This is a genomic window from Micromonospora sp. TSRI0369 (assembly GCF_001905625.1).
GTDB classification, from domain to species: Bacteria; Actinomycetota; Actinomycetes; order Mycobacteriales; family Micromonosporaceae; genus Micromonospora; species Micromonospora echinospora_A.
The window spans coordinates 1-17,751 of sequence record NZ_LIVU01000017.1; the positions used below are offsets into that span (position 1 = coordinate 1).

The 17,751-nt window shown below is 68.2% G+C and carries 12 protein-coding genes, 1 tRNA gene and 1 pseudogene; 10 read left to right on the top strand and 4 right to left on the bottom strand.

The window, feature by feature from the left end; genetic code table 11:
• The 5 genes from AMK25_RS33300 to AMK25_RS30260 all read left to right on the top strand — a co-directional run.
• On the top strand, positions 1–169 hold a 169-nt coding region (locus tag AMK25_RS33300; protein WP_158070689.1), incomplete at its 5' end, for a hypothetical protein.
• Positions 170–413: 244 nt separating this feature from the next.
• Positions 414–701 (top strand): RelA/SpoT domain-containing protein, encoded by a 288-nt coding sequence (locus AMK25_RS33125; protein ID WP_206744918.1) that lies wholly within the window; start codon positions 414–416, stop codon positions 699–701.
• Positions 702–995: 294 nt separating this feature from the next.
• The gene (locus AMK25_RS32895; RefSeq protein WP_241826568.1) at positions 996–1,427 is read left to right on the top strand and encodes a hypothetical protein; all 432 of its coding nucleotides are present in this window, start codon (positions 996–998) and stop codon (positions 1,425–1,427) included.
• Between the two features lie 13 nt (positions 1,428–1,440).
• Positions 1,441–2,241, top strand: coding sequence for a GIY-YIG nuclease family protein (locus tag AMK25_RS32125; protein WP_143194823.1), 801 nt, complete (start codon positions 1,441–1,443; stop codon positions 2,239–2,241).
• Between the two features lie 247 nt (positions 2,242–2,488).
• Positions 2,489–4,765: a tetratricopeptide repeat protein gene (locus tag AMK25_RS30260; RefSeq protein WP_083664878.1), complete on the top strand. Its 2,277-nt coding sequence runs from the start codon at positions 2,489–2,491 to the stop codon at positions 4,763–4,765.
• On the opposite strand, the gene AMK25_RS30265 is transcribed toward AMK25_RS30260, so the two are convergent.
• Together AMK25_RS30265 and AMK25_RS30270 are read right to left on the bottom strand one after the other, a co-directional pair.
• Positions 4,751–5,188: a hypothetical protein gene (locus tag AMK25_RS30265; RefSeq protein WP_158070690.1), complete on the bottom strand. Its 438-nt coding sequence runs from the start codon at positions 5,186–5,188 to the stop codon at positions 4,751–4,753. The genes AMK25_RS30260 and AMK25_RS30265 overlap by 15 nt on opposite strands.
• Positions 5,189–5,426: 238 nt before the next feature.
• On the bottom strand, positions 5,427–8,252 hold the full coding sequence (locus tag AMK25_RS30270) for a TrlF family AAA-like ATPase (RefSeq protein ID WP_143194825.1): 2,826 nt from the start codon (positions 8,250–8,252) through the stop codon (positions 5,427–5,429).
• Between the two features lie 389 nt (positions 8,253–8,641).
• On the opposite strand from AMK25_RS30270, the gene AMK25_RS30275 reads away from it, so the two are divergent.
• Positions 8,642–10,042: a recombinase family protein gene (locus AMK25_RS30275; protein ID WP_073831779.1), complete on the top strand. Its 1,401-nt coding sequence runs from the start codon at positions 8,642–8,644 to the stop codon at positions 10,040–10,042.
• A gap of 19 nt (positions 10,043–10,061) precedes the next feature.
• On the opposite strand, the gene AMK25_RS30280 is transcribed toward AMK25_RS30275, so the two are convergent.
• Positions 10,062–10,145 (bottom strand) — tRNA-Leu (locus AMK25_RS30280).
• A 248-nt stretch (positions 10,146–10,393) separates the two neighbouring features.
• Here AMK25_RS30280 and AMK25_RS33130 point away from each other — a divergent pair.
• Positions 10,394–10,519, top strand: a pseudogene (locus tag AMK25_RS33130) (hypothetical protein); the annotation flags it as partial.
• 1,961 nt (positions 10,520–12,480) lie between these two features.
• Here the strand turns inward: AMK25_RS33130 and AMK25_RS32260 are convergent.
• Positions 12,481–12,696 (bottom strand): hypothetical protein, encoded by a 216-nt coding sequence (locus tag AMK25_RS32260; RefSeq protein WP_073831781.1) that lies wholly within the window; start codon positions 12,694–12,696, stop codon positions 12,481–12,483.
• Positions 12,697–12,877: 181 nt separating this feature from the next.
• Here AMK25_RS32260 and AMK25_RS33015 point away from each other — a divergent pair, with 181 nt between their 5' ends.
• From AMK25_RS33015 to AMK25_RS30305, 3 genes are all read left to right on the top strand, one after another.
• Positions 12,878–13,957, top strand: coding sequence for a hypothetical protein (locus AMK25_RS33015; RefSeq protein ID WP_274534194.1), 1,080 nt, complete (start codon positions 12,878–12,880; stop codon positions 13,955–13,957).
• 206 nt (positions 13,958–14,163) lie between these two features.
• Entirely contained in the window at positions 14,164–16,728 is a 2,565-nt protein-coding gene (locus AMK25_RS30300; protein WP_198937720.1) for a fibronectin type III domain-containing protein, read from the top strand.
• Between the two features lie 25 nt (positions 16,729–16,753).
• Positions 16,754–17,749, top strand: a complete 996-nt coding sequence (locus AMK25_RS30305; RefSeq protein ID WP_043329831.1) for an AAA family ATPase — start codon at positions 16,754–16,756, stop codon at positions 17,747–17,749.
• Positions 17,750–17,751 lie beyond the last annotated feature (2 nt).

The window sequence follows — 17,751 nt, forward strand, 5'->3', positions numbered from 1 at the left end:
CCTCGTCGAGCTCGCGGTGCGCGCCGGCGACGAGGTCGGCACCTCCCGGGTGCGGGAACTGACCGTCGCCGCGCCGCTGGTGCTGCCGAACCCGGGCGCGATCCGCGTGCAGGTGCGCGTCGGCGCGGCCGACGGCTCCGGAACCCGGAGCGTGGCGGTGCACTCGTAGGCCATGTCGATCAGATCTGACCGAGACCCCTCGCTGCGCCATCGTCCCGGCCTGACCTGCGAAATCGACGCTGGTCAACACCGCGCGGCAGCATTGGGCCCCTGCCGACTCGCCCAGAAAGTATGTATTGGATAATCTGACCGGTCGTGGTTGTCGTCATCGGCGCACGGAGTCCGAAATGATCATGTTTAGCGACGAGGAGTGGGCTGAATGTTCCCGTGGCCTGAAGGATCTTGGGCTGCGCGTGGAACAGATCATCTCGACGTTGTCAAGTGAAGTTGGCGTAACTCCTCATTCGATATCACACAGGGTCAAAGACAGGCACAGTGCAGCCAGAAAAATTGCCAAGAAGCGCGAAACGAATCCCGCCTACGGACTGGTCAACTTAACTGACATTCTCGGAGTCCGCGTCATTACATATTTTAGCGATGAGGTCGACCGAATCGCGACAGCCTTAAGTCAAGAATTCGTCGTAGATCAAGTGAATTCCATTGATAAGCGGAAGTCACTTGCAGCGGACCGGTTTGGATAAATGTCACTGCACTACGTTCTCGGTCTTAGTCCTGCGCGCGCGACGATGCCCGACTACCGTCAGCACGCTGACGTCTCATTCGAAGTGCAGATCAGGTCGGTGCTGCAACATGCTTGGGCGGAAGTGGAGCACGACCTTGGCTATAAGTCTGTCGGGGACGTGCCCAGTATATATAGGCGCCAGTTTTCAAGGCTAGCAGGCACCTTGGAATTGGTGGACGAGCAGTTTTGTGTGCTGCGGAGCGAACTGGGGGTTCCTCAAGCGCCCAGCGCGCGTCCAGACGAGGTTATTCTCATGGACGAGCCGATCTCTTCAGCATCACTGGCAGCCTACACTGAGCGCTCGACATTGCTTCGATTCAATGAGCGCTTTGCGAACATCCACGCGGTCGAACTCGGCCCGTTCGAACCGACTACCCTGAACCGCCTCGTAGTGAACCTAACGGCACTGGGCGTTCGCTCCTTGGCGGAACTAGATAGTTTCTTCGCGAGTCATTTTGAGGCCCTTTATATACTTATGGAAGGGCGTTACCTACTAGCGCGTGGCCGAGGGGAGACGCCTGCGGTGACAATCACGACGCCGCTCTTATACCTGCTACTCTTCAAGATCGCGGAAATGGGCGAGGCAGAGGGCAGGTCCGCGTTCGAGAAGATATGGAAGGCAGCCCCCTATGAGGAATACATGAGATCAGTATCTTCGGCGCTGAAGGGAGTGCGTCGTGCCTAGTCAGGAGAGCGCCATGCCCACCCTTCCCTTAGACCCCGCTCAGCACAGTCGGTATTTCCACGGGAATCCCGTCGTGTCACTTCCAGCCGACGCGGCAATGGCGAGCGCATTACTGCCCTCCGACGCACAACTAATTCGTGAGGCCATCTCGGCGCTAATGAGGAAACCGGATCCGCAGCGGCCCGGACAGGCTATAGGCGGATCGAAGGCTGGAATCTACGCATTCTACGATTACGATAGAGAACCAATTTACGTCGGCCAGACGACCGAAGGGTTCGCGATCCGCTTAGGGCGACACCTCATTTCTGGCCGCTCAGATGCGGTGACGAAGTCAATTCTGGATCCATTCGAGATCCGCGAAGTGGCGCTTTGGTCGCTACCTCACATTGGCGATTTGCCAGTTAGGCAGCGAAAGGCGGCATTGGATCCATATGAGTACACCGTTTTCGATCGACTAGTGCGTGAGAGCTCGTTCCACGCGCTTCTGAACGAGGCATTTGTCCCGCCGTCAACGGTCGTCGACCTTCCTGATCCTCTCGTCGGGGTGATCATTCCCGACGAAGTCTTTCCGGGTCGGAATCATCCGGACGTCCGCATCGCGCGGCGTGTACAGACTATGTCACAGCTTGCCAAGTTCGTCTGTGAGCGCAAAGTCTCGCTCGGGCTGCGCAGGACGCTTGCGACGCAGGCGTTAAGACTTGAGGAAATAACCCGGCGACGGGTTAATGCGCTGACGCAGGTCAACCGCCATGATGGATTTGAGCGCGGCGACTTAGAAATTTTCGAGGAAGAGCCAGAAGGCTCTCTCTTCTGACCCCCTGTGCGGGAGTGGTGAGGCGATCTCGGCGAGAACCGTGGGCTGGAGATGATCAACGCGGGCATATCTGGTCAGGTCGGACGGTGCTTAATGCACGCACTCAACCATCCGACACGTCCCACCTACCGAATACCGAATCGACGACCCACGCTCAACCCAGCCCCGCGAGGGTAGGAGATAACAGCTGAGGTGGGTATGTGGACAGTCGCGGACAGGATTTGTGAGTCACTGCGACCATGGCTGCATGGTTCGGTACTCCGGCGCTCGACTGCGCCGCGCAGCTCGTGCGGCCGCTGCAGCGGCCGTTGCCACAAGCCTGGTGACGGTGGCGGTGGTGTGGGGGCGGCATCTACTGACGAACGCCCTGGTCGCGCCAAGCTGGAACGTGCTTGAGCGCGCCTCATGGATCGCTGCGGTGGTGGCAGTCGCCGTTCCTGCCGCGGTCGCAGGCCATACCGCACTGCTGAAACGAAGAACGCGATGGCAGACGTCAGTCCGGATCGGTCGAATTCCCCCGGAGCCAACCTGGTTTCAACATCGGCCCGATCTGCTCGGTCAACCCGCCGCCCGGTGGCGCAGCCGGGACCCCGTGCCTACGCAGGTACTCTCAGGGCTGGGCGGGGTCGGCAAGACCCAGATTGCCGCAGCTTTCGCCCGTCAGGCCGCCGCCCGCGGTGACCTGAAACTGCTGATCTGGATACCCGTTTGTGGCCAAGACTCGATCATCACCGCGTACGCAGAGGCTGCGAGGGCCCTGGCGCTCGCTGACGACCAGGTCCATCCGCAACAGGCGGCGGACCAACTGATGGTGTGGCTGGAGCACACTGATCAGAACTGGCTCATCGTCTGGGACAAACTCGACAGCCCTGCCGATGCTGCCGAGTGGTGGCCACCTGCGAGTAAGCATGGCCGGACCGTCGTCACCACCCGGCGTCGCGATGCCGTGCTCGATGCAGGACGCCGTACCCTGATCACCGTCGACCTGTTCACCGCTGACGAGTCAGTGGCGTATCTCAGGCGCGCTGTCGGCAAGCCCGTTCAACGCCAGCATGCTGTAGCCCTGGCCAAGGACCTGGATCATCTTCCGCTCGCTCTAGCACAGGCTGCCGCCTTCATCCGAGACCGCGAGCTGGACTGCGTCGCCTATCGACGCAGGCTCGGTGACGTGAGGCTCCGCCTCGCCGACGTGGTCCCGCCTGAGGACGGGCTTCCGGACAACCACCGGACGACGCTCGCCGCGACCTGGGTACTGTCGATCGAAGCGGCAGACAAGGCGGGTCCGCCAGGCCTGGCACATTCCATCCTCGACCTTGCCTGCCTCCTGCAACCCGAGGCCATCCCGTTGGCCTTCTTCACGAGTACGCCCGCCATCGACTACATAACCTTGAACGGCGAGCTCAGGCAGGAAAGCGACATCCTCGACGTCCTGCACACGCTCGATCGGCTGAACCTAGTCACTTGCAATCAGCGCACTGCCCTGGTACAGACGCATGTGCTGATCCAGCGCGCCATTCGCGATGACCTGGATGCGGACAGCCTCGACGTGCTGGCCCGGACCGCCGCAGACGCGCTGTTGGAGATCTGGCCGGAGGTCGAGCCTGATCGGCTACGCGAACAGATGCTGCGCGCCAACGCGCTCGTCCTCTTCGAGACGGCGCGCACCTCCCTGATCGAACCCCGCACTCACCCCCTGCACTTCCGCACCACCGACAGTCTTGTCGAAGCTGGGAACCACGATGCTGCGACCGCCATACTGCGACAGCTTCTCGCCGAACAGACCCGCATAATCGGCGCCGATCATGCCGATTCGCTTACCACCCGCCGACACCTTGCCGACGCCCTGGAAGAGAACGATCCACGCGAAGCTGCGGCGGCCTACGGGAGGCTGCTCGACGACTGCGTGCGCATCATGGGCCCGGGACACCCTTATACCCTGGTCACGCGCTGTGAGGTCGTGAAACGGAACGCCGACCACGACTATCCCCAGCACGCCCTGGCCCGCTTCGAGGAACTGCTCGGCGATTGCCGTCGCATCCTCGGACCAGACGACCCAGTCACGCTCGGCGTGCACGCAGCCTTGGCCAACTGGCACGGAGACGCCGGTCACTTCGACATGGCGAACGAGGTGTACCGCGAGGTCCTCGCAGCGGAAACTCGCCTATTCGGCCCCGACCACCCCACCACGCTGCGCACCCGCAACAACCTTCTGTGCATTCAGCAGGACTCCGGAATGACCCTCGACGGATCCGTCAGCTTCCGTGAGCTTGTCGAGGAGTACACGCGAGTATTCGGCCCGGACCACCCACGAACCCTCGCCACCCGGGCCAATCTCGCCTTCGCCATCGGCGAGGCAGGTGACGTGGAAGGTGCTGCCGACGCGTGCCAAACGCTGCTCGATGACTATGCCCGGGTCTTCGGCGCCGACCACTTCGAAGTCGTGGTCATGCGCTTGGCGCTGTCGTACTGGCACGCCCACGTCGACGCAGCTTGCCGCACCAAGGGTTCGTCACCGGAGCGCTGAGACCACCACCAGCCAGCGGCGCCGCCCGTAACCATTAATGGACCTGAAGAGCTCAAGATTCCAGGTGAAATACCTGATCCGCGACGGGACGGCAAATACTGGCTCTGCTCGATGCGAGTCCACCGAGGACGTCAACAGGTTCAATGCGCGCGTTAAGTGCCAGTACTTGTCGCGCATGCGGCGAGCGGGAATTTCCTGCTTCGCGCTGACGATCATCGGCGTGCTGGTTCGATTGCTATACCTGATGATGATCCGGCTGGTCGGCGCTCTGAGCCTGCTTGCCCGCAGCGCACAGCCCTGCTCGCGGAGGTCCTCGCCCTGCTGCAAGAGGTGACGGTGCTGCATCACGTACAGGGTCACGTCGCTAAGCTTCTGCGGCATCGGATCATGCAGAAGCGGTCGGTGTGCCGTGACGGTCGCCATCTGGTCGAACTCATCCAGTGAAGGCCGAACCGCTCGAGCCCGGCCTGGTCGTCTATGTGCATGATGCCAGCTCATGCAGTGATGCCCGCTGGGGCCATCCCACAACGAAAGCGGCGTAACCAGCCCGGCCAGCGTTTGTGGTCAGGGCACTAGCTGGGCGACACGGGCCCCGGGCTGGCCCGAGGCCCGTGTCGTGCTGGAGCCCCTTCGGCTGGCATATCTGCCGGCCATGAGTTGCCTACGACACCAACGCCACCGGCTGCTCCGCAATGGCTACCGGGGCTGCACGTGAGGGCGCCAGACTGAGACGAATGCCGCCGTACTTGGTGTACCGGCGGAGGAATGCCTCTTCACCGCCTTCGAGTACCTGCCGGATGTGCGTGCGGATGTCCTCTGCGTCGATCGAACCTTGGGCGAGTACTCGTACCTGATCGTTGCCGGCGTCGAGGACGACGACCAGTTCGGCGTCGCCGAGGACGGGGATGTTCGGGTTGTGCGTGGCGGCGATGATCTGCCGATTGCCTCCGGTGGAGGAGGTGGACTTTTGACTACGAATCAACTGGACGACATCATCGAAGATGAACCGGTTGTCAAGGTCATCTTCGGGCTGGTCGAGGATCATGCATCGGCCGTCGATCGCGAATATGAGCAGCAGGATCGCGGTAGCGCGCTGACCAGCTGACAGTCGGTCGAGGGTCCTAGCCTCGCCGTCGACATGCAGCCGGATGTCAACTCGATCGTGAGGCGCGAGGATCTCCAGCTCGCTGATGCGGTCAACGTCCTCGTCGGTCAGCCAGGCGCAAATCTTGTTTGCCTGCGCGACGGTCACATCGAACTGCTGAGTCAGCTCGACTGGGCCCTCGGTGACTATCGAGGCGATGGTGCTGCCGTCGACTCCGTCTGACATAGCGATCGTCTCGATCGCCGCTCCGCTGGCGCCGCTGCCCTGCAACAGCTGGCGTAGGTCTTCGGTGAACCGGTGGCGGTCACCAAGTGCGACGATAGCCACCTCGACTCGACCGCTCAGGTGGGAGTTGATTCTGGCCGCAGTGTCTGCGCGGACCTGGCTCTCGCGTGCGCGGGCCTTGGTCAACTCGTCGAGCAAGCCGAGGCGTGCACTACGAAGAGCGATGCCCGCGTGTTCTTTGCGGTCGAGGGCGTCAAGCTGGTCCTGCCGTGAGGTGCGGTCGGACGACAGCTTGAGGGGCCGTTCCGGGTCAAGCCTCTCGGCGTGCAGTTCCTGCTTGATGCGGTTAAGTTCGTCCGCCAGCGGCAGGACCCGGGCAGCGTGTTCGGCGCGCAGGCCTTCGATCGCCTCGCGCGCCTCCGCGAGGGCCATGACGATCTTCTGCTCCGCCGTCGTGATGGCGACTGTGGCGAGGCTCAGGGCCTTCTCGGCCGCGCCGGTGAGATCGTCGCCACGCGCGGTCAGGTCGCCCCGCTTGGTATCGATGGTCTCCTGCAGGTCATGCAGTGCCTGCCGCCAAGGGCTGTCAGTGCCAGATGCCTGTGAGGTGACGTCACGGGCGGACGTCAAGGATCGTTCAACGGTCTGCAACCGGTCGTGCGTGGCCAGCTTGTTCAGCGCTCCGGTCTGCTGAAAGAGATCCAACTCATGGGTGAGCTTTGCAATCTGGCTCTGCAACTCGGGGCGCTTGGCCTGTTCCAACACATGCTTACGCAACTCAGCGCCGTTGGTACGCAGCCGGCGGCGCACCTCGTCGACTTCGCGTTCGGCGGCGTTGACCTCATCGCCAATGAGCCGATCGAGAAGTTGCCGGCGGTATTCGACCTCGCCGCTGACCTGGTCAATTTCCCGCTGTAACAAGATGATTGGTTCCCGGTCTGGGCCGAAGGCGTCGCGCGGTGTGATGTCGATTCGGCCGCTGTCAGGGTCGAACACGCACGGAGTCTCGCCCAGCACACGTTTGACGATGTAGCGACGGGCCGGGCCGGAGTCACTGTGGCGTTCGATCTCCAAGGTCACGCAGCCGCCGCTGCCCAGCGCATGCTTGACAAGATCGTCGCGCCGTTTTCGCTCGCAAAACGGATCAAGTGCCAGTCCGTAACGGATGGTCTCCAGCACGGCCGACTTACCGGTTCCGCGACCACCGATAAGCGTGTTGAGGTGAGCATCGAACATCAACTGGGTGCCGGCCAGGAAGCCGCTCCCCTCGATCTTGATGGAGATGATGCGAGCGTTGCGAGGCAGGACTGGGGCGACCGTGCGTACCCGCGTCTCGGGGTCGTGTAGCGCTAGGCGCATCGCGTCGAGGCTTGTGGAGCTCAGTTTTAGCCATGTTCCCCGCATCGTGCCATCGGCCAGCGGCTTGCCGCCGATGTCCCCGATCGAGCGAGGATCGCTGAATTCGACCTGGGCCAGGTGATCCCAGCGGTGGCTTATCCCGGTGCTGCGCAACTTGGGCAACGCGCCACCCGGGTGGTCGAGACCATCGACGTCGGCCTCGGCGATGAGGCGCGCGGCTAGGTTGGCGCCCATCGCGGCAACGATGCCCTTCTTGGCATCGCCATGCGCGGGGATGATCAGGCAGCCGAACCGCTCCCGCAGCTGAGACAGGGCCTCGGCCGGCGGCTTCTGGAGTTCGATCTCGCGGTGCTTGCGGCCCGTCCACAACGGCTTGGATGGATCCCGGTCGAGCGACTTCAGGTAGTCGTTGATGGCGGCGGGTGGCGTGCCCTGCGGGAATACGACAAGGATGTGCACGCCCTGCTTTCCCTCTGCAAGGCTCAGTTCAGCACCGGGCAGCACGATAATGCCCTGCTTGGCGGCCTCCTCCTTGATCAGGTCATACCAGGGGAGCCTGATCCCGTTGTAGTCCGTTATGGCAGCGATCTCGATGCCGACTTCGCAAAGCCGGTTGACGTATGTCGTCGCCAGCTTGCGCTGGTCGTCATGGTTGTCGTAGCTCATGCCGTCGAGCCCGGCGAAGCTGTCCACACCCGGGGTGTGCAGATGAAAGTCCACTCTGCGCCACCGAGAGCCTCCGTTGGTCATCGGTCTTCCCTTACTCCGCGCAGGCTGAAGCCTGCCTGTCGGCCACATGCCGTGGCGGAACGGAGGGGTATCCCGAGTGTCGGGCGCCGTCGCGACGTCAGGGGCTGACGTGATCCGCCAGCCGGCCGTAGATGTTAGACCATCGCAGCATGTAGTCGCGAAGTGCTTTACACCCGCGCGGTGGTGAGACGCTGAATCTCAACATAGCCAGGTACCACCTCGGCGAGATGTTCGGAGAGCTCGCGCACCGCCGGCTGACGTGCGCCGATAGGCCGCTAACCGCGCGTCACGCATTGTCCCCGTCGGCCCAGCGGATGCTCGGTATGCCAACACAGTGCACAGACCGACTGCCACCAAACGGCCCGACAGCCCTTCGACCAGCGCCGGCGGACTGCCTGTCCGACTCGACCGCGAAAATCCTTCGTAGAAATACCGTCGTGTCGAACAACCAGCGTGACGATCTCGAGGATCCCCTGACTCGATGGCTCAATGGGCAGTCGCAGGCCAACCCGCAACTGCCTACCGAACGGCGACGTGGTATGCGGTTTGCGTTCTACGGTCGGATGTCGACCGTCGAGCACCAGGACCGGGTGACCTCCCGGCACTGGCAGCGGGACTGCGCCACGGAACTCGTCGCCGCTCACGGGGTGATCGTCGCCGAGTACTTCGATGTCGGCTGCTCTCGCCGCCGCGGTTGGCGGCAGCGCCCGCAGGCCGCTGCGCTGCTGGCCGCGCTCGACCATCCGGATCGTGGGTTCGACGCGATCGTGGTCGGCGAGTACGAGCGGGCGTTTTCCGCCAATCAGCTGCAGCACCTGGCGCCGGTGCTCGAACAGCACGGCGTGCAGCTGTGGCTGCCCGAGACGGACGGGCCTGTCGATTACCACGACCCGGCCCATCAGGCGCTGATCCTGATGCTGGGCGCTCAGTCGAAACGTGAGGTGCAGCGCGCCCGGTTCCGGGTCGTCACGGCGATGCGGGCTCAAGCGCGGGAGCAGGGACGGTATCTCGGAGGCCGGCCGCCCTACGGCTACCGACTCACCGACGCCGGCCCTCATCCGAACGCCGCCCACGCGCGATGGGGTCGCCGGCTTCAACGCCTCGAACCGGATCCGGCCACGGCCGTACACGTGCGGTGGATGTTCGCCCAACGCCTCGATGGCCAGAGTCTCGCCAGCATGGCGCGCGCCCTCAACGACGCCGGCATACCGTGCCCGTCGGGCATCGATCCCGCCCGCAATCCACACCGCAGTGGCGACCGGTGGACCCTACGAACAGTCGCGGCGATCCTCGCCAACCCTCGCTACACGGGCCGACAGGTCTGGAACCGGCAACCCGCGCACAACCACACCGATGCCAGCCGCTCGGAGCGAGAACCCGTCCGGCGGAACCCGACCGCGGACTGGGTGGTCTCCACGCAACAGGCTCACACCGCGCTGGTCAGTGAGCAGGACTTCGTCGCGGTCCAGGCCATCCGCTCCCACCGGGGCGCCCACGACGGCACCACCCGCCGCTACCTGTTCACCGGCCTACTGCGCTGCGGGCCATGCGGCCGAAGGTTGGAATCCCATTGGATCAATCAACGCCCCGGCTACCGATGCCGCCACGGCCACACCAGCACCCGACAGCCCACCAACCCCCGACGCAAGATCCTCTACCTCAGAGAAGACCACATCATCGAACGACTCGCCGACCATCCCTGGCTCCCCAGCGGGATCCAAACCCCACACGACCTGGTCACGCTCCTGAGCAGCAGGAAGATCACCATCGTCTGCGACCAGGAGCACTGCACACCAAGAACAGAAAGATCCGCGCAGGCCAACCTGCGCGGATCATGATCGATATGTGGTAATGATGTGTCCGAGGGGGGACTTGAACCCCCACGCCCTATACGGGCACTAGCACCTCAAGCTAGCGCGTCTGCCATTCCGCCACCCGGACCTACACGTACCAGCCTACCCGGTCGGCCAAGGTGATCATCTCACCGCATCAGCCGGCCTGGCGGGCCGCACGGGGCATTACTGTACACGGCCCGGAACGATCATGCACATCAGCTCCAGCTCGGCATGTTTGCGCAGGTCAGCACCCACAAAGATCGGGTGGGTAGCGCTCAACAGGCGATTCCGGGCAGCATTGCTCCCGTGTCCCACCCCTCCCCGTTGATCGCCACTCAGCACCAGGCCCTCGCGATGCGCGCCGCCGGCGACCTGACCAGCGCCCGCCGCCTGCTCGCCGACGCGATTGTCGCGGCCCGGCCGGCGTACGGCGAGGACCACCAGGACGTCCTGGCCACCGGCCACCTGCTGGCTCGGCTGCACCGCGAGGCCGACGACCCGGCCGCCGCCCGGCGCGTACTCGAAGAGGCCTACGCCGCCGGCGAGCGCCGCCGGGGCGACGGCGACCCGCTGATGCTCGCGCTCAGCTTCGACCTCGCGGGGGTCGCCGAGGAGCTGGGCAACCGGCACGAGGCCCGCCGCAACTACAGCCGCGTGGCCTCCGCCGGGGCCGCCGTGCTCGGTCCGGACCACCCCGCGGTACGCGCAGCCCGCCAGTACCTCGGCGGCTCCGCCGCCGCTCCCGCCGGCTACGGCCCTCCTCCCGGCGGCTCCGCCGCCGCTGCCGGCACGCACCCCGGTCCGCCCCTGCCCGGGCGCCCCGGTCCGACCCTGCCGGGACACCCCAGCCCGGCCCCGCCAACACACTTCGGTCCGCCCCTGCCAGGACCCGCCAACCCGGCTCTGCCGGGGCACTCCGGTCCGGCCGTGCCCGCACAGCCTGGACAGGTCCTGCCCGGTCCCGCTTCCCCCGGGCACTCCGGTCCCGCTCTGTCCGAGCCCACCGTGTCGCTGCCGGCGATCCCGCCGCCGTACCCGCCCGCGCCGACCCGCCCCGCCGCCCCGGGGACGCCTGCCGCGTCTCCGGCGGCATCCGGCGCTCAGTGGGCGCCCCGCCCCGGCCCGGCGCCCGGCGCCGTGCAGCCGCCGTATCCCGTGCCGAACCCGCAGGGCACTCCCCCGCAGCCCGCCCCTCCGGTGGCGCCGGTCCCGCCGCACCGGCAACCCGCCGTGCGGCCGGACGGCTCGACGAGCCCGTGGGCACCGCCCTCGCCACCCACTGCGCCGTCCGCGGAGGCGACGACCCGCTTCGCGCCGATCTCCGAGGAAGCGACCTCCCGGTTCCCGGTAGTGCCTGCCGAACCCACCGCCCCGCTGACGCCACCTTCGGCCGCCGGGGCGGCCCCGCAGGTTCCCGGTGTCCGGCCGGTACCCCCGGCCCAGGGTGTCACCCCAGTCGCGCCGGGAACGTACGGTCGGCAGCCCGCCGCCCCCGGAGTGACGCCGGTACCGCCCCGTCCTCCGGTCGCCCCACCACCGCCGCCAGCGGGCCCCGGTGCCGTGGTGCCCCCAGCGGCGCCCGGAACGCCCGCAGCAACACCTGGAACGCCGACGACCGCGTCTGCTGCCGGGACGCCGGTGCACGGACGTCCGGTGGCACCGCCCGTACCTGGCCCGGCGTCCCCGCTACCGCCCCCGCCGGTCATCCCGCCGCCATTCGCGAGTCCGAGCACCGAGGCACCTCCAGCCTCCGTCACCCCGCCGCCGTCGCGGATGCCGTCGGTGGGAGTCGTGCCACCGCCGCCTCCGCCGGCCGTCCTGCCGCCGGCACCGCGCATCCCCGCACCGGCGAGCAGTGTCCTGCCACCACCGCCGGTAGTGACGGTCGCCCCGCCGACCCCCACCTCGGCCCCGCCCGCTCCGCCGTCGGTCAGCACGCCAACGTCTCCGGCGGGTGCCCCCCGACCCTCAGCGGATTCCACGCCGCCCTCTGCTCCCACTCCGGCGCCGACGTCGACCCCCGTGCCGCCACGGCTGGCACCCGTCCAGCCGGTCACCGGGGCCGCAGCCGCTGCCCCGTACGCCGCCACGGACCGCACGGCCGGGACCGGGACGGCGACGGCCTCGGAAGTCCACCCCGCGGCGATCGAGGCGAGCGCGAGCGGCCCCGGCGCGGGTACGGCACCAACCGTCCCGGGTGGACCGGGCTGGGACAAGCCGACGATCCAGGTACAGCAGATCGGCCCGCTGCTGGAGGAGGAGTCGGAGCGCCAAGCCGCGACAGCGGCCGCCGGCACCACGGCCAAGCCCCCGGCATCCGGGCCCGTCAGCGGGCCCCCGGTCAGCGCGCCGCCGGTGGACGGCCCCCAGAGCAGCAGACCTCCAGCCGACGCACCGGCGGTTAGCGGACCGCCAGCCAGCGCACCGCCGGTCAGCGGACCTCAGGTCAGCGGACCGTCCGGCGGCGCTCCACCAGCCGGTTTCGCGGCGGTCAGCCCGTCCTCGGCCGGCGCGCCGCCCGTCAGCGCACCGCCGACCATCCCACTCCAGGTCAGCGCGCCGGGCACAGCCGCGCACTCAGTGAGCGCGCCGCCGGTGAGCGCACCACCGATCAGCGCGCCACCGGTCAGCACGCACCCGACGACCGGATCGCCCATGAACCCGGCGGGTGCGAGCGACCCCGGCCAGGGTGAGGCACGACCGCACGCCGGCCCACCGCCCGCCAGCTCAGCGTCCACGCGCACGCCGCCGATGAACGGGCCATCCCTCGACACAACCGCGCCGCAGCCCGTCAGCGCGCCGCCCACGCACCCGGTCAGCGGCCCTCCGGGGCAACCGGTGAGCGGAGCGGCCGCGTACCCGATCAGCGGAATTCCGGTCAGCGGTTACCCACCACCGGTCAGCGGACCACCCGGCCAGGGCGGCTACACGCCGGTGAGCGCACCGCCCGGCGAGGGCAACTACGCCCCGGTCAGCGGACCGCCCGGCCACACCGGCTACCCGCCTGTGAGCGCACCGCCCGGCCACGGCGGCTACCCGCCGGTCAGCGGACCACCCGGGCACGGCGACTACCCGTCACTGGCCGGCCAGCCACATGCCGCGCCCGTCAGCGCCGCGCCCGTCAGCGCCGCGCCGGTCAGCGGAACCTCCGTGCCCCCCTGGGGCATGGTCGCGCCGCCGTGGAGCAGCGTGGCCCCGTCCCAGCCGGTCGACCGGCCCGACCCCGAGCAGGACACAGACGAGCCCGACACGGACGAGCCGGCACCCACTGACCGAGCAGCAGAGCCGGAGGGGGACGCGCCGGAACGGAACCGGCCGATGCCGATCTACGAGGACCTGCTGGACTTTCCCGAGTCCACGCGACCGGAGCCGGTGGCGCAGCCGGGGCCGGGCGCGTGGCCGGTGAACCCGCCGATGCTCCACCAGCCGGCACCGGTCCAGCCCCCGGGCGCGTACCCGATGGAGCCGGAGCGGCCGGGCCGCAACCGGACGGTGCTGGCCCTGGTGGTGGGGGGTGCGGTGCTCGCGGTGGTGGCCGTAGTCGGTGTCGGCGTGGTGTTGCTGAACCGGGAGGCGGCGCCCCCGCCGGCTCCCGTGCCCGCGTCCGGCGCCGCGTCGCCGAAGGTGGCCGGGCCGCCTCCGGGTGACCTGGCGTTGCGCGACGACACCACGACGGTCACGGTGTCCTGGACCGACCCGACGAACGGTGGTGTGCCGTTCGTGGTGGCAGGTGGCCGGGCCGGGCAGAAGCTCGGTGTGATGGCCACTGTGGAGGCGGGGCAGACCCGGTACACGGTGAACGGGCTGAGCGCGAAGCTTGACTACTGCTTCACGGTGCTGGCGGTCTACTCGACCGATTCGTATGCCACCTCGGGTCAGGTCTGCACGGACCGGGAGGGCGGCGGCACGCCGAACTGAGCGTCCACGGACGACACGCTCGGTGTCCACAGGAGGACAGTGCGGGTTTCACCGCCTCCGGGCGGCACCTATGATGGCTCCCGGCTCTGGGGAGGGTCGGCCGTGCTCGGCTGCTCTCCCCCACCGACACGGGGAGGCAGCCGGCAGTGACCACCATCGAGGACGTCACGGGCACCGGGCCGGAGCAGGCCCGTCCACGGTCGCGGATGCGGGGCGGGCTGGTGACCGTCGGCACGGTGGCCGCGCTGCTGGCCGCGATGGGGTTGACGGTGCTCGGGCTGGGCGCCGCGGACAACGCGGTGGCGAGCTTCGACGCTTCCTCCTGGTTGTGGAGCACCACCCGCGGCGAGCTGGCCCGGGTCAACGGCGTCACCGCGCGGGTGGACACCCGGATGGAGGTGCCGGGCGGGCGGCGGCACCAGACGCAGGTCGCCCAGACCGACCGGCTGCTGATCCTGCGCGACCTCAAAACCGGCCAGGTCAGCTCGCTGGACCTGGCGACGTTGCAGATCACCGCGACCACGCCGACCGCGCCGGGGCTCGGGGTGAGCGTGGCGCTGCACGAGGACGCGGCGTTCGTGGTGGACGCGGTGCAGGGCATCGTCCGGCAGCTCGACCCCCGGGCGCTGACGCCGGTGGGTGAGCCGGTCCGCTACCCGCCGGGCATCACCGGCGGCGCGTTCGACGGCGCCGGCAAGCTGTGGATCGCGGTGCCGAGCGAGGGCACCGTCTCGGCTGTGACCGCCGCCGAACTGCCGGAGACGCCCGGTGACGCGCCGCCCGCCGGGCTCAGCCCGAAGCGCGTCGAGACGTACGACGTGGCCGAGCCGGCGCACGAGCTGGTGGTGTCCACGCTGGACGAGGGCGTGGCGGTGCTGGACCGCACCTCGACGTCACTGGTGACAGTGGTGGGCGGGCAGACCCAGCGGGCGGAGCTGACCATGACCGCGCCGGGCTACCTGCCGACTCGTACCAGCGGGCAGCAGGTGCCGGTGACGGTTCCCGGTGAGCGGTCGGTGCACGTGGTGCGGGACAGCCGCGAGGTGAAGCGGTTCGCGGTGCCGGGCGACGGCGTCCGGCTCAGCCCGGCGGTGGCGTGGGCGGGCCGGTTCTACTGCGCCGACGAGACGACCGGCACGGTCTACGCCTTCGACGCCGAGGGGCAGCTCGTGCAGACCGTGAAGGGCTCCGGGCGCCCCGGTCCGGTCGAGCTGGAGGTACGCGAGAACCACCTGTTCATCAACCCGCCGGACTCGTCCACCGCGCAGGTGGTCGACGACCAGAACCGGGTGCGCGAGGTCAACAAGTACGCCAACGACGTGCTCGGCGGGGATCCGCCGCCGGTCGCTCCGCCGCCGCCCCCGCCGAAGAAGCCGAAGGTGGGCAAGCCGGGCGCGCCGAAGTCGGTCACCGCCGCGGGGGGCGACGCCTCGGCCCGGGTGAGCTGGCAGGCCGCCGCGTCGAACGGCGCCGAGATCACCAGGTACGTGGTGGAGGGCGCCGGCCAGACCCGCCAGGTCGGCGCGAACCAGCGCTCGCTGGAGGTGACCGGCCTGACGAACGGTGAGACGTACACGTTCTCGGTGCACGCGGTGAACGCCAAGGGTGAGGGGCCGGCGCGGCGCAGCAACCCGGTGGTGCCGACGGCGGAGGTGCCGGACCCGCCGGCGTCGGTGACCGCCGAGGCGCGGCCGGACGGCACGGTGCGGGTGAGCTGGCCCGAGGCCGACGGTCAGGGCAACAAGATCGCGAAGTACGCGGTGACGGCGACCTCGGCGGGCGCGAGCGCCCCGGCGGGCGAGTCGGCGAAGACGGAGCTGGTGGTGGGGGCCGGGCAACTGGAGTACGGCACCCAGTACGCGTTCACCGTGACGGCTGTGAGCGAGAAGGGCGCCGGGTCGAAGGCGTCGCCGGTGAGCAACACGGTGGTGCCGTTCACGGTGCCGAAGGCGCCGGGCGAGCTGCGCGCGTCCACCGTCGCCGACCAGCCGGGCACTGTCGCGGTGCAGTGGTCCCCGGCGGTGGACAACGGCCGCCCGGTGACGAAGTACGTGGTGGAGGCCGCCGGAAAGTCCGTCGAGGTCACCGACGTGCGGGCCACCGTGGGCGGCCTGGGCAACGGGCAGAACGTGACCGTGAAGGTCAAGGCCGTGAACGAGGCCGGCGCGGGGCCGGAGGCGAGCACCACCGCGCGGACGGTGGCCGAGCCGCGGATCACGGTGACCGGCTCGTCCGCTGATGCCACGTCGGTGACTGTCACGTTCACTGTGGACGCGGGCGGTGGGCGGGCCACCTGCACGGCGGCGACCGGCGGGAAGACGGCGAGCGGCAGTTGTTCCAGCCTGCGGGTGACCGGCCTGGCGCCGGGTACCGCGTACACGGTGACGCTGACCGCGTCGAACGCCGCCGGTAAGGGCACGGCCGAGCGCGCCCAGTCCACCGACCCGGTGTACGGCATCGCCACCTGCAAGAACGGTCCGGACGGCGACCAGCGGACGTACTGCGACAAGGACGTGCCGGGCCGCAACGGCAACGAGATCTTCGAGGTCACCCGGCAGGACAACGACCGTCAGGCCGGCTGGGTGCCGGACGGCCGGCGGCTGCGCACGTACTGCAAGGCCAAGGGCGAGGACGTGGACGCCTGGATCTACAACAACAACAAGAAGAGCACCTGGTGGATCCAGGTGGAGTACAAGGGCAAGACGTACATTCCGTGGGCCTGGCTCAACCTGGAGGGCGGCGACGACCTGGACGTGCTGCCCACCTGCTGACCGCACCACCCCGAGAGGCGCATCCGTGAACACGCACGAACCGCTAAGCCAGCCGGAGGTGCAGGGCTTCGCCGCCCTGGCCGCCCGGCTGGCCGACAACGTCAACGCGGTCGTGCTGGGCAAGCCGCAGGTGGTGCGGCTGGCGCTGACCGCGCTGTTCGCGCAGGGGCACGTGCTGCTGGAGGACGTGCCGGGCGTCGGCAAGACGACGCTGGCGCGGGCGATCGCGGCCACCGTGAAGGGGCAGTGGCGGCGGATCCAGTTCACGCCGGACCTGCTTCCCTCCGACGTGTCGGGGGTGACCATCTTCAACCAGGCCAGCCGGGGGTTCGAGTTCCACCCGGGGCCGGTGTTCGCCAACATCGTGATCGCCGACGAGATCAACCGGGCGTCGCCGAAGACGCAGTCGGCGCTGCTGGAGGTGATGGAGGAGCGCACTGTCACGGTGGACGGCGTACGGCATCCGGTGCCGCAGCCGTTCCTGGTGGTGGCCACGCAGAACCCGGTGGAGATGGACGGCACGTACCGGCTGCCCGAGGCCCAGCTCGACCGGTTCCTGGTGAAGCTGTCGGTCGGCTACCCGGACGAGGCGGTCGAGGTGGAGGTGCTGCGCGGCGCCACGGTCCGCTCCCCCGACTCGCTGACCGCCGTGACCGACACCGCCACTGTCGGCGAGATGGTGAACATGGCCCGGCGGGTACACATCGCCGAGCCGCTCTACGCGTACGCGGTGCGGCTGGCCGCGGCGACGCGTACCCATCCGCAGGTGCGGGTCGGGGTGAGCCCGCGCGGGGTGATCGCGCTGACCCGGGCGGCGTGCGCGTACGCGCTCATCGACGGCCGGGGCTGGATCATGCCGGAGGACCTGAAGGCGCTCGTCGAGCCGGTGTTCGCGCACCGGCTGCTGCTCACCCCCGACGCGCAGGTGCGCGGTGTGACGTCCGCCGAGGTGCTGCGCCAGGCGGTCGCGTCGGTGCCGGTGCCGTTGCCGACGGGCCAGGCCACGCCGGTGCACGGCTGAGC

Excerpts from the sequence above, each read along its gene's own strand:
- AMK25_RS32260 (WP_073831781.1), bottom strand. The coding sequence starts at position 12,696 with ATGGGCGATCCGGTCGTCGGGTGCGTGCTGACCGGTGGCGCGCTGATC.
- AMK25_RS32125 (WP_143194823.1), top strand. The coding sequence starts at position 1,441 with ATGCCCACCCTTCCCTTAGACCCCGCTCAGCACAGTCGGTATTTCCAC.
- AMK25_RS30300 (WP_198937720.1), top strand. The coding sequence starts at position 14,164 with ATGCGGGGCGGGCTGGTGACCGTCGGCACGGTGGCCGCGCTGCTGGCC.
- AMK25_RS30265 (WP_158070690.1), bottom strand. The coding sequence starts at position 5,188 with ATGGCGACCGTCACGGCACACCGACCGCTTCTGCATGATCCGATGCCG.
- AMK25_RS30270 (WP_143194825.1), bottom strand. The coding sequence starts at position 8,252 with ATGTGGCCGACAGGCAGGCTTCAGCCTGCGCGGAGTAAGGGAAGACCG.
- AMK25_RS30260 (WP_083664878.1), top strand. The coding sequence starts at position 2,489 with ATGGTTCGGTACTCCGGCGCTCGACTGCGCCGCGCAGCTCGTGCGGCC.
- AMK25_RS32895 (WP_241826568.1), top strand. The coding sequence starts at position 996 with ATGGACGAGCCGATCTCTTCAGCATCACTGGCAGCCTACACTGAGCGC.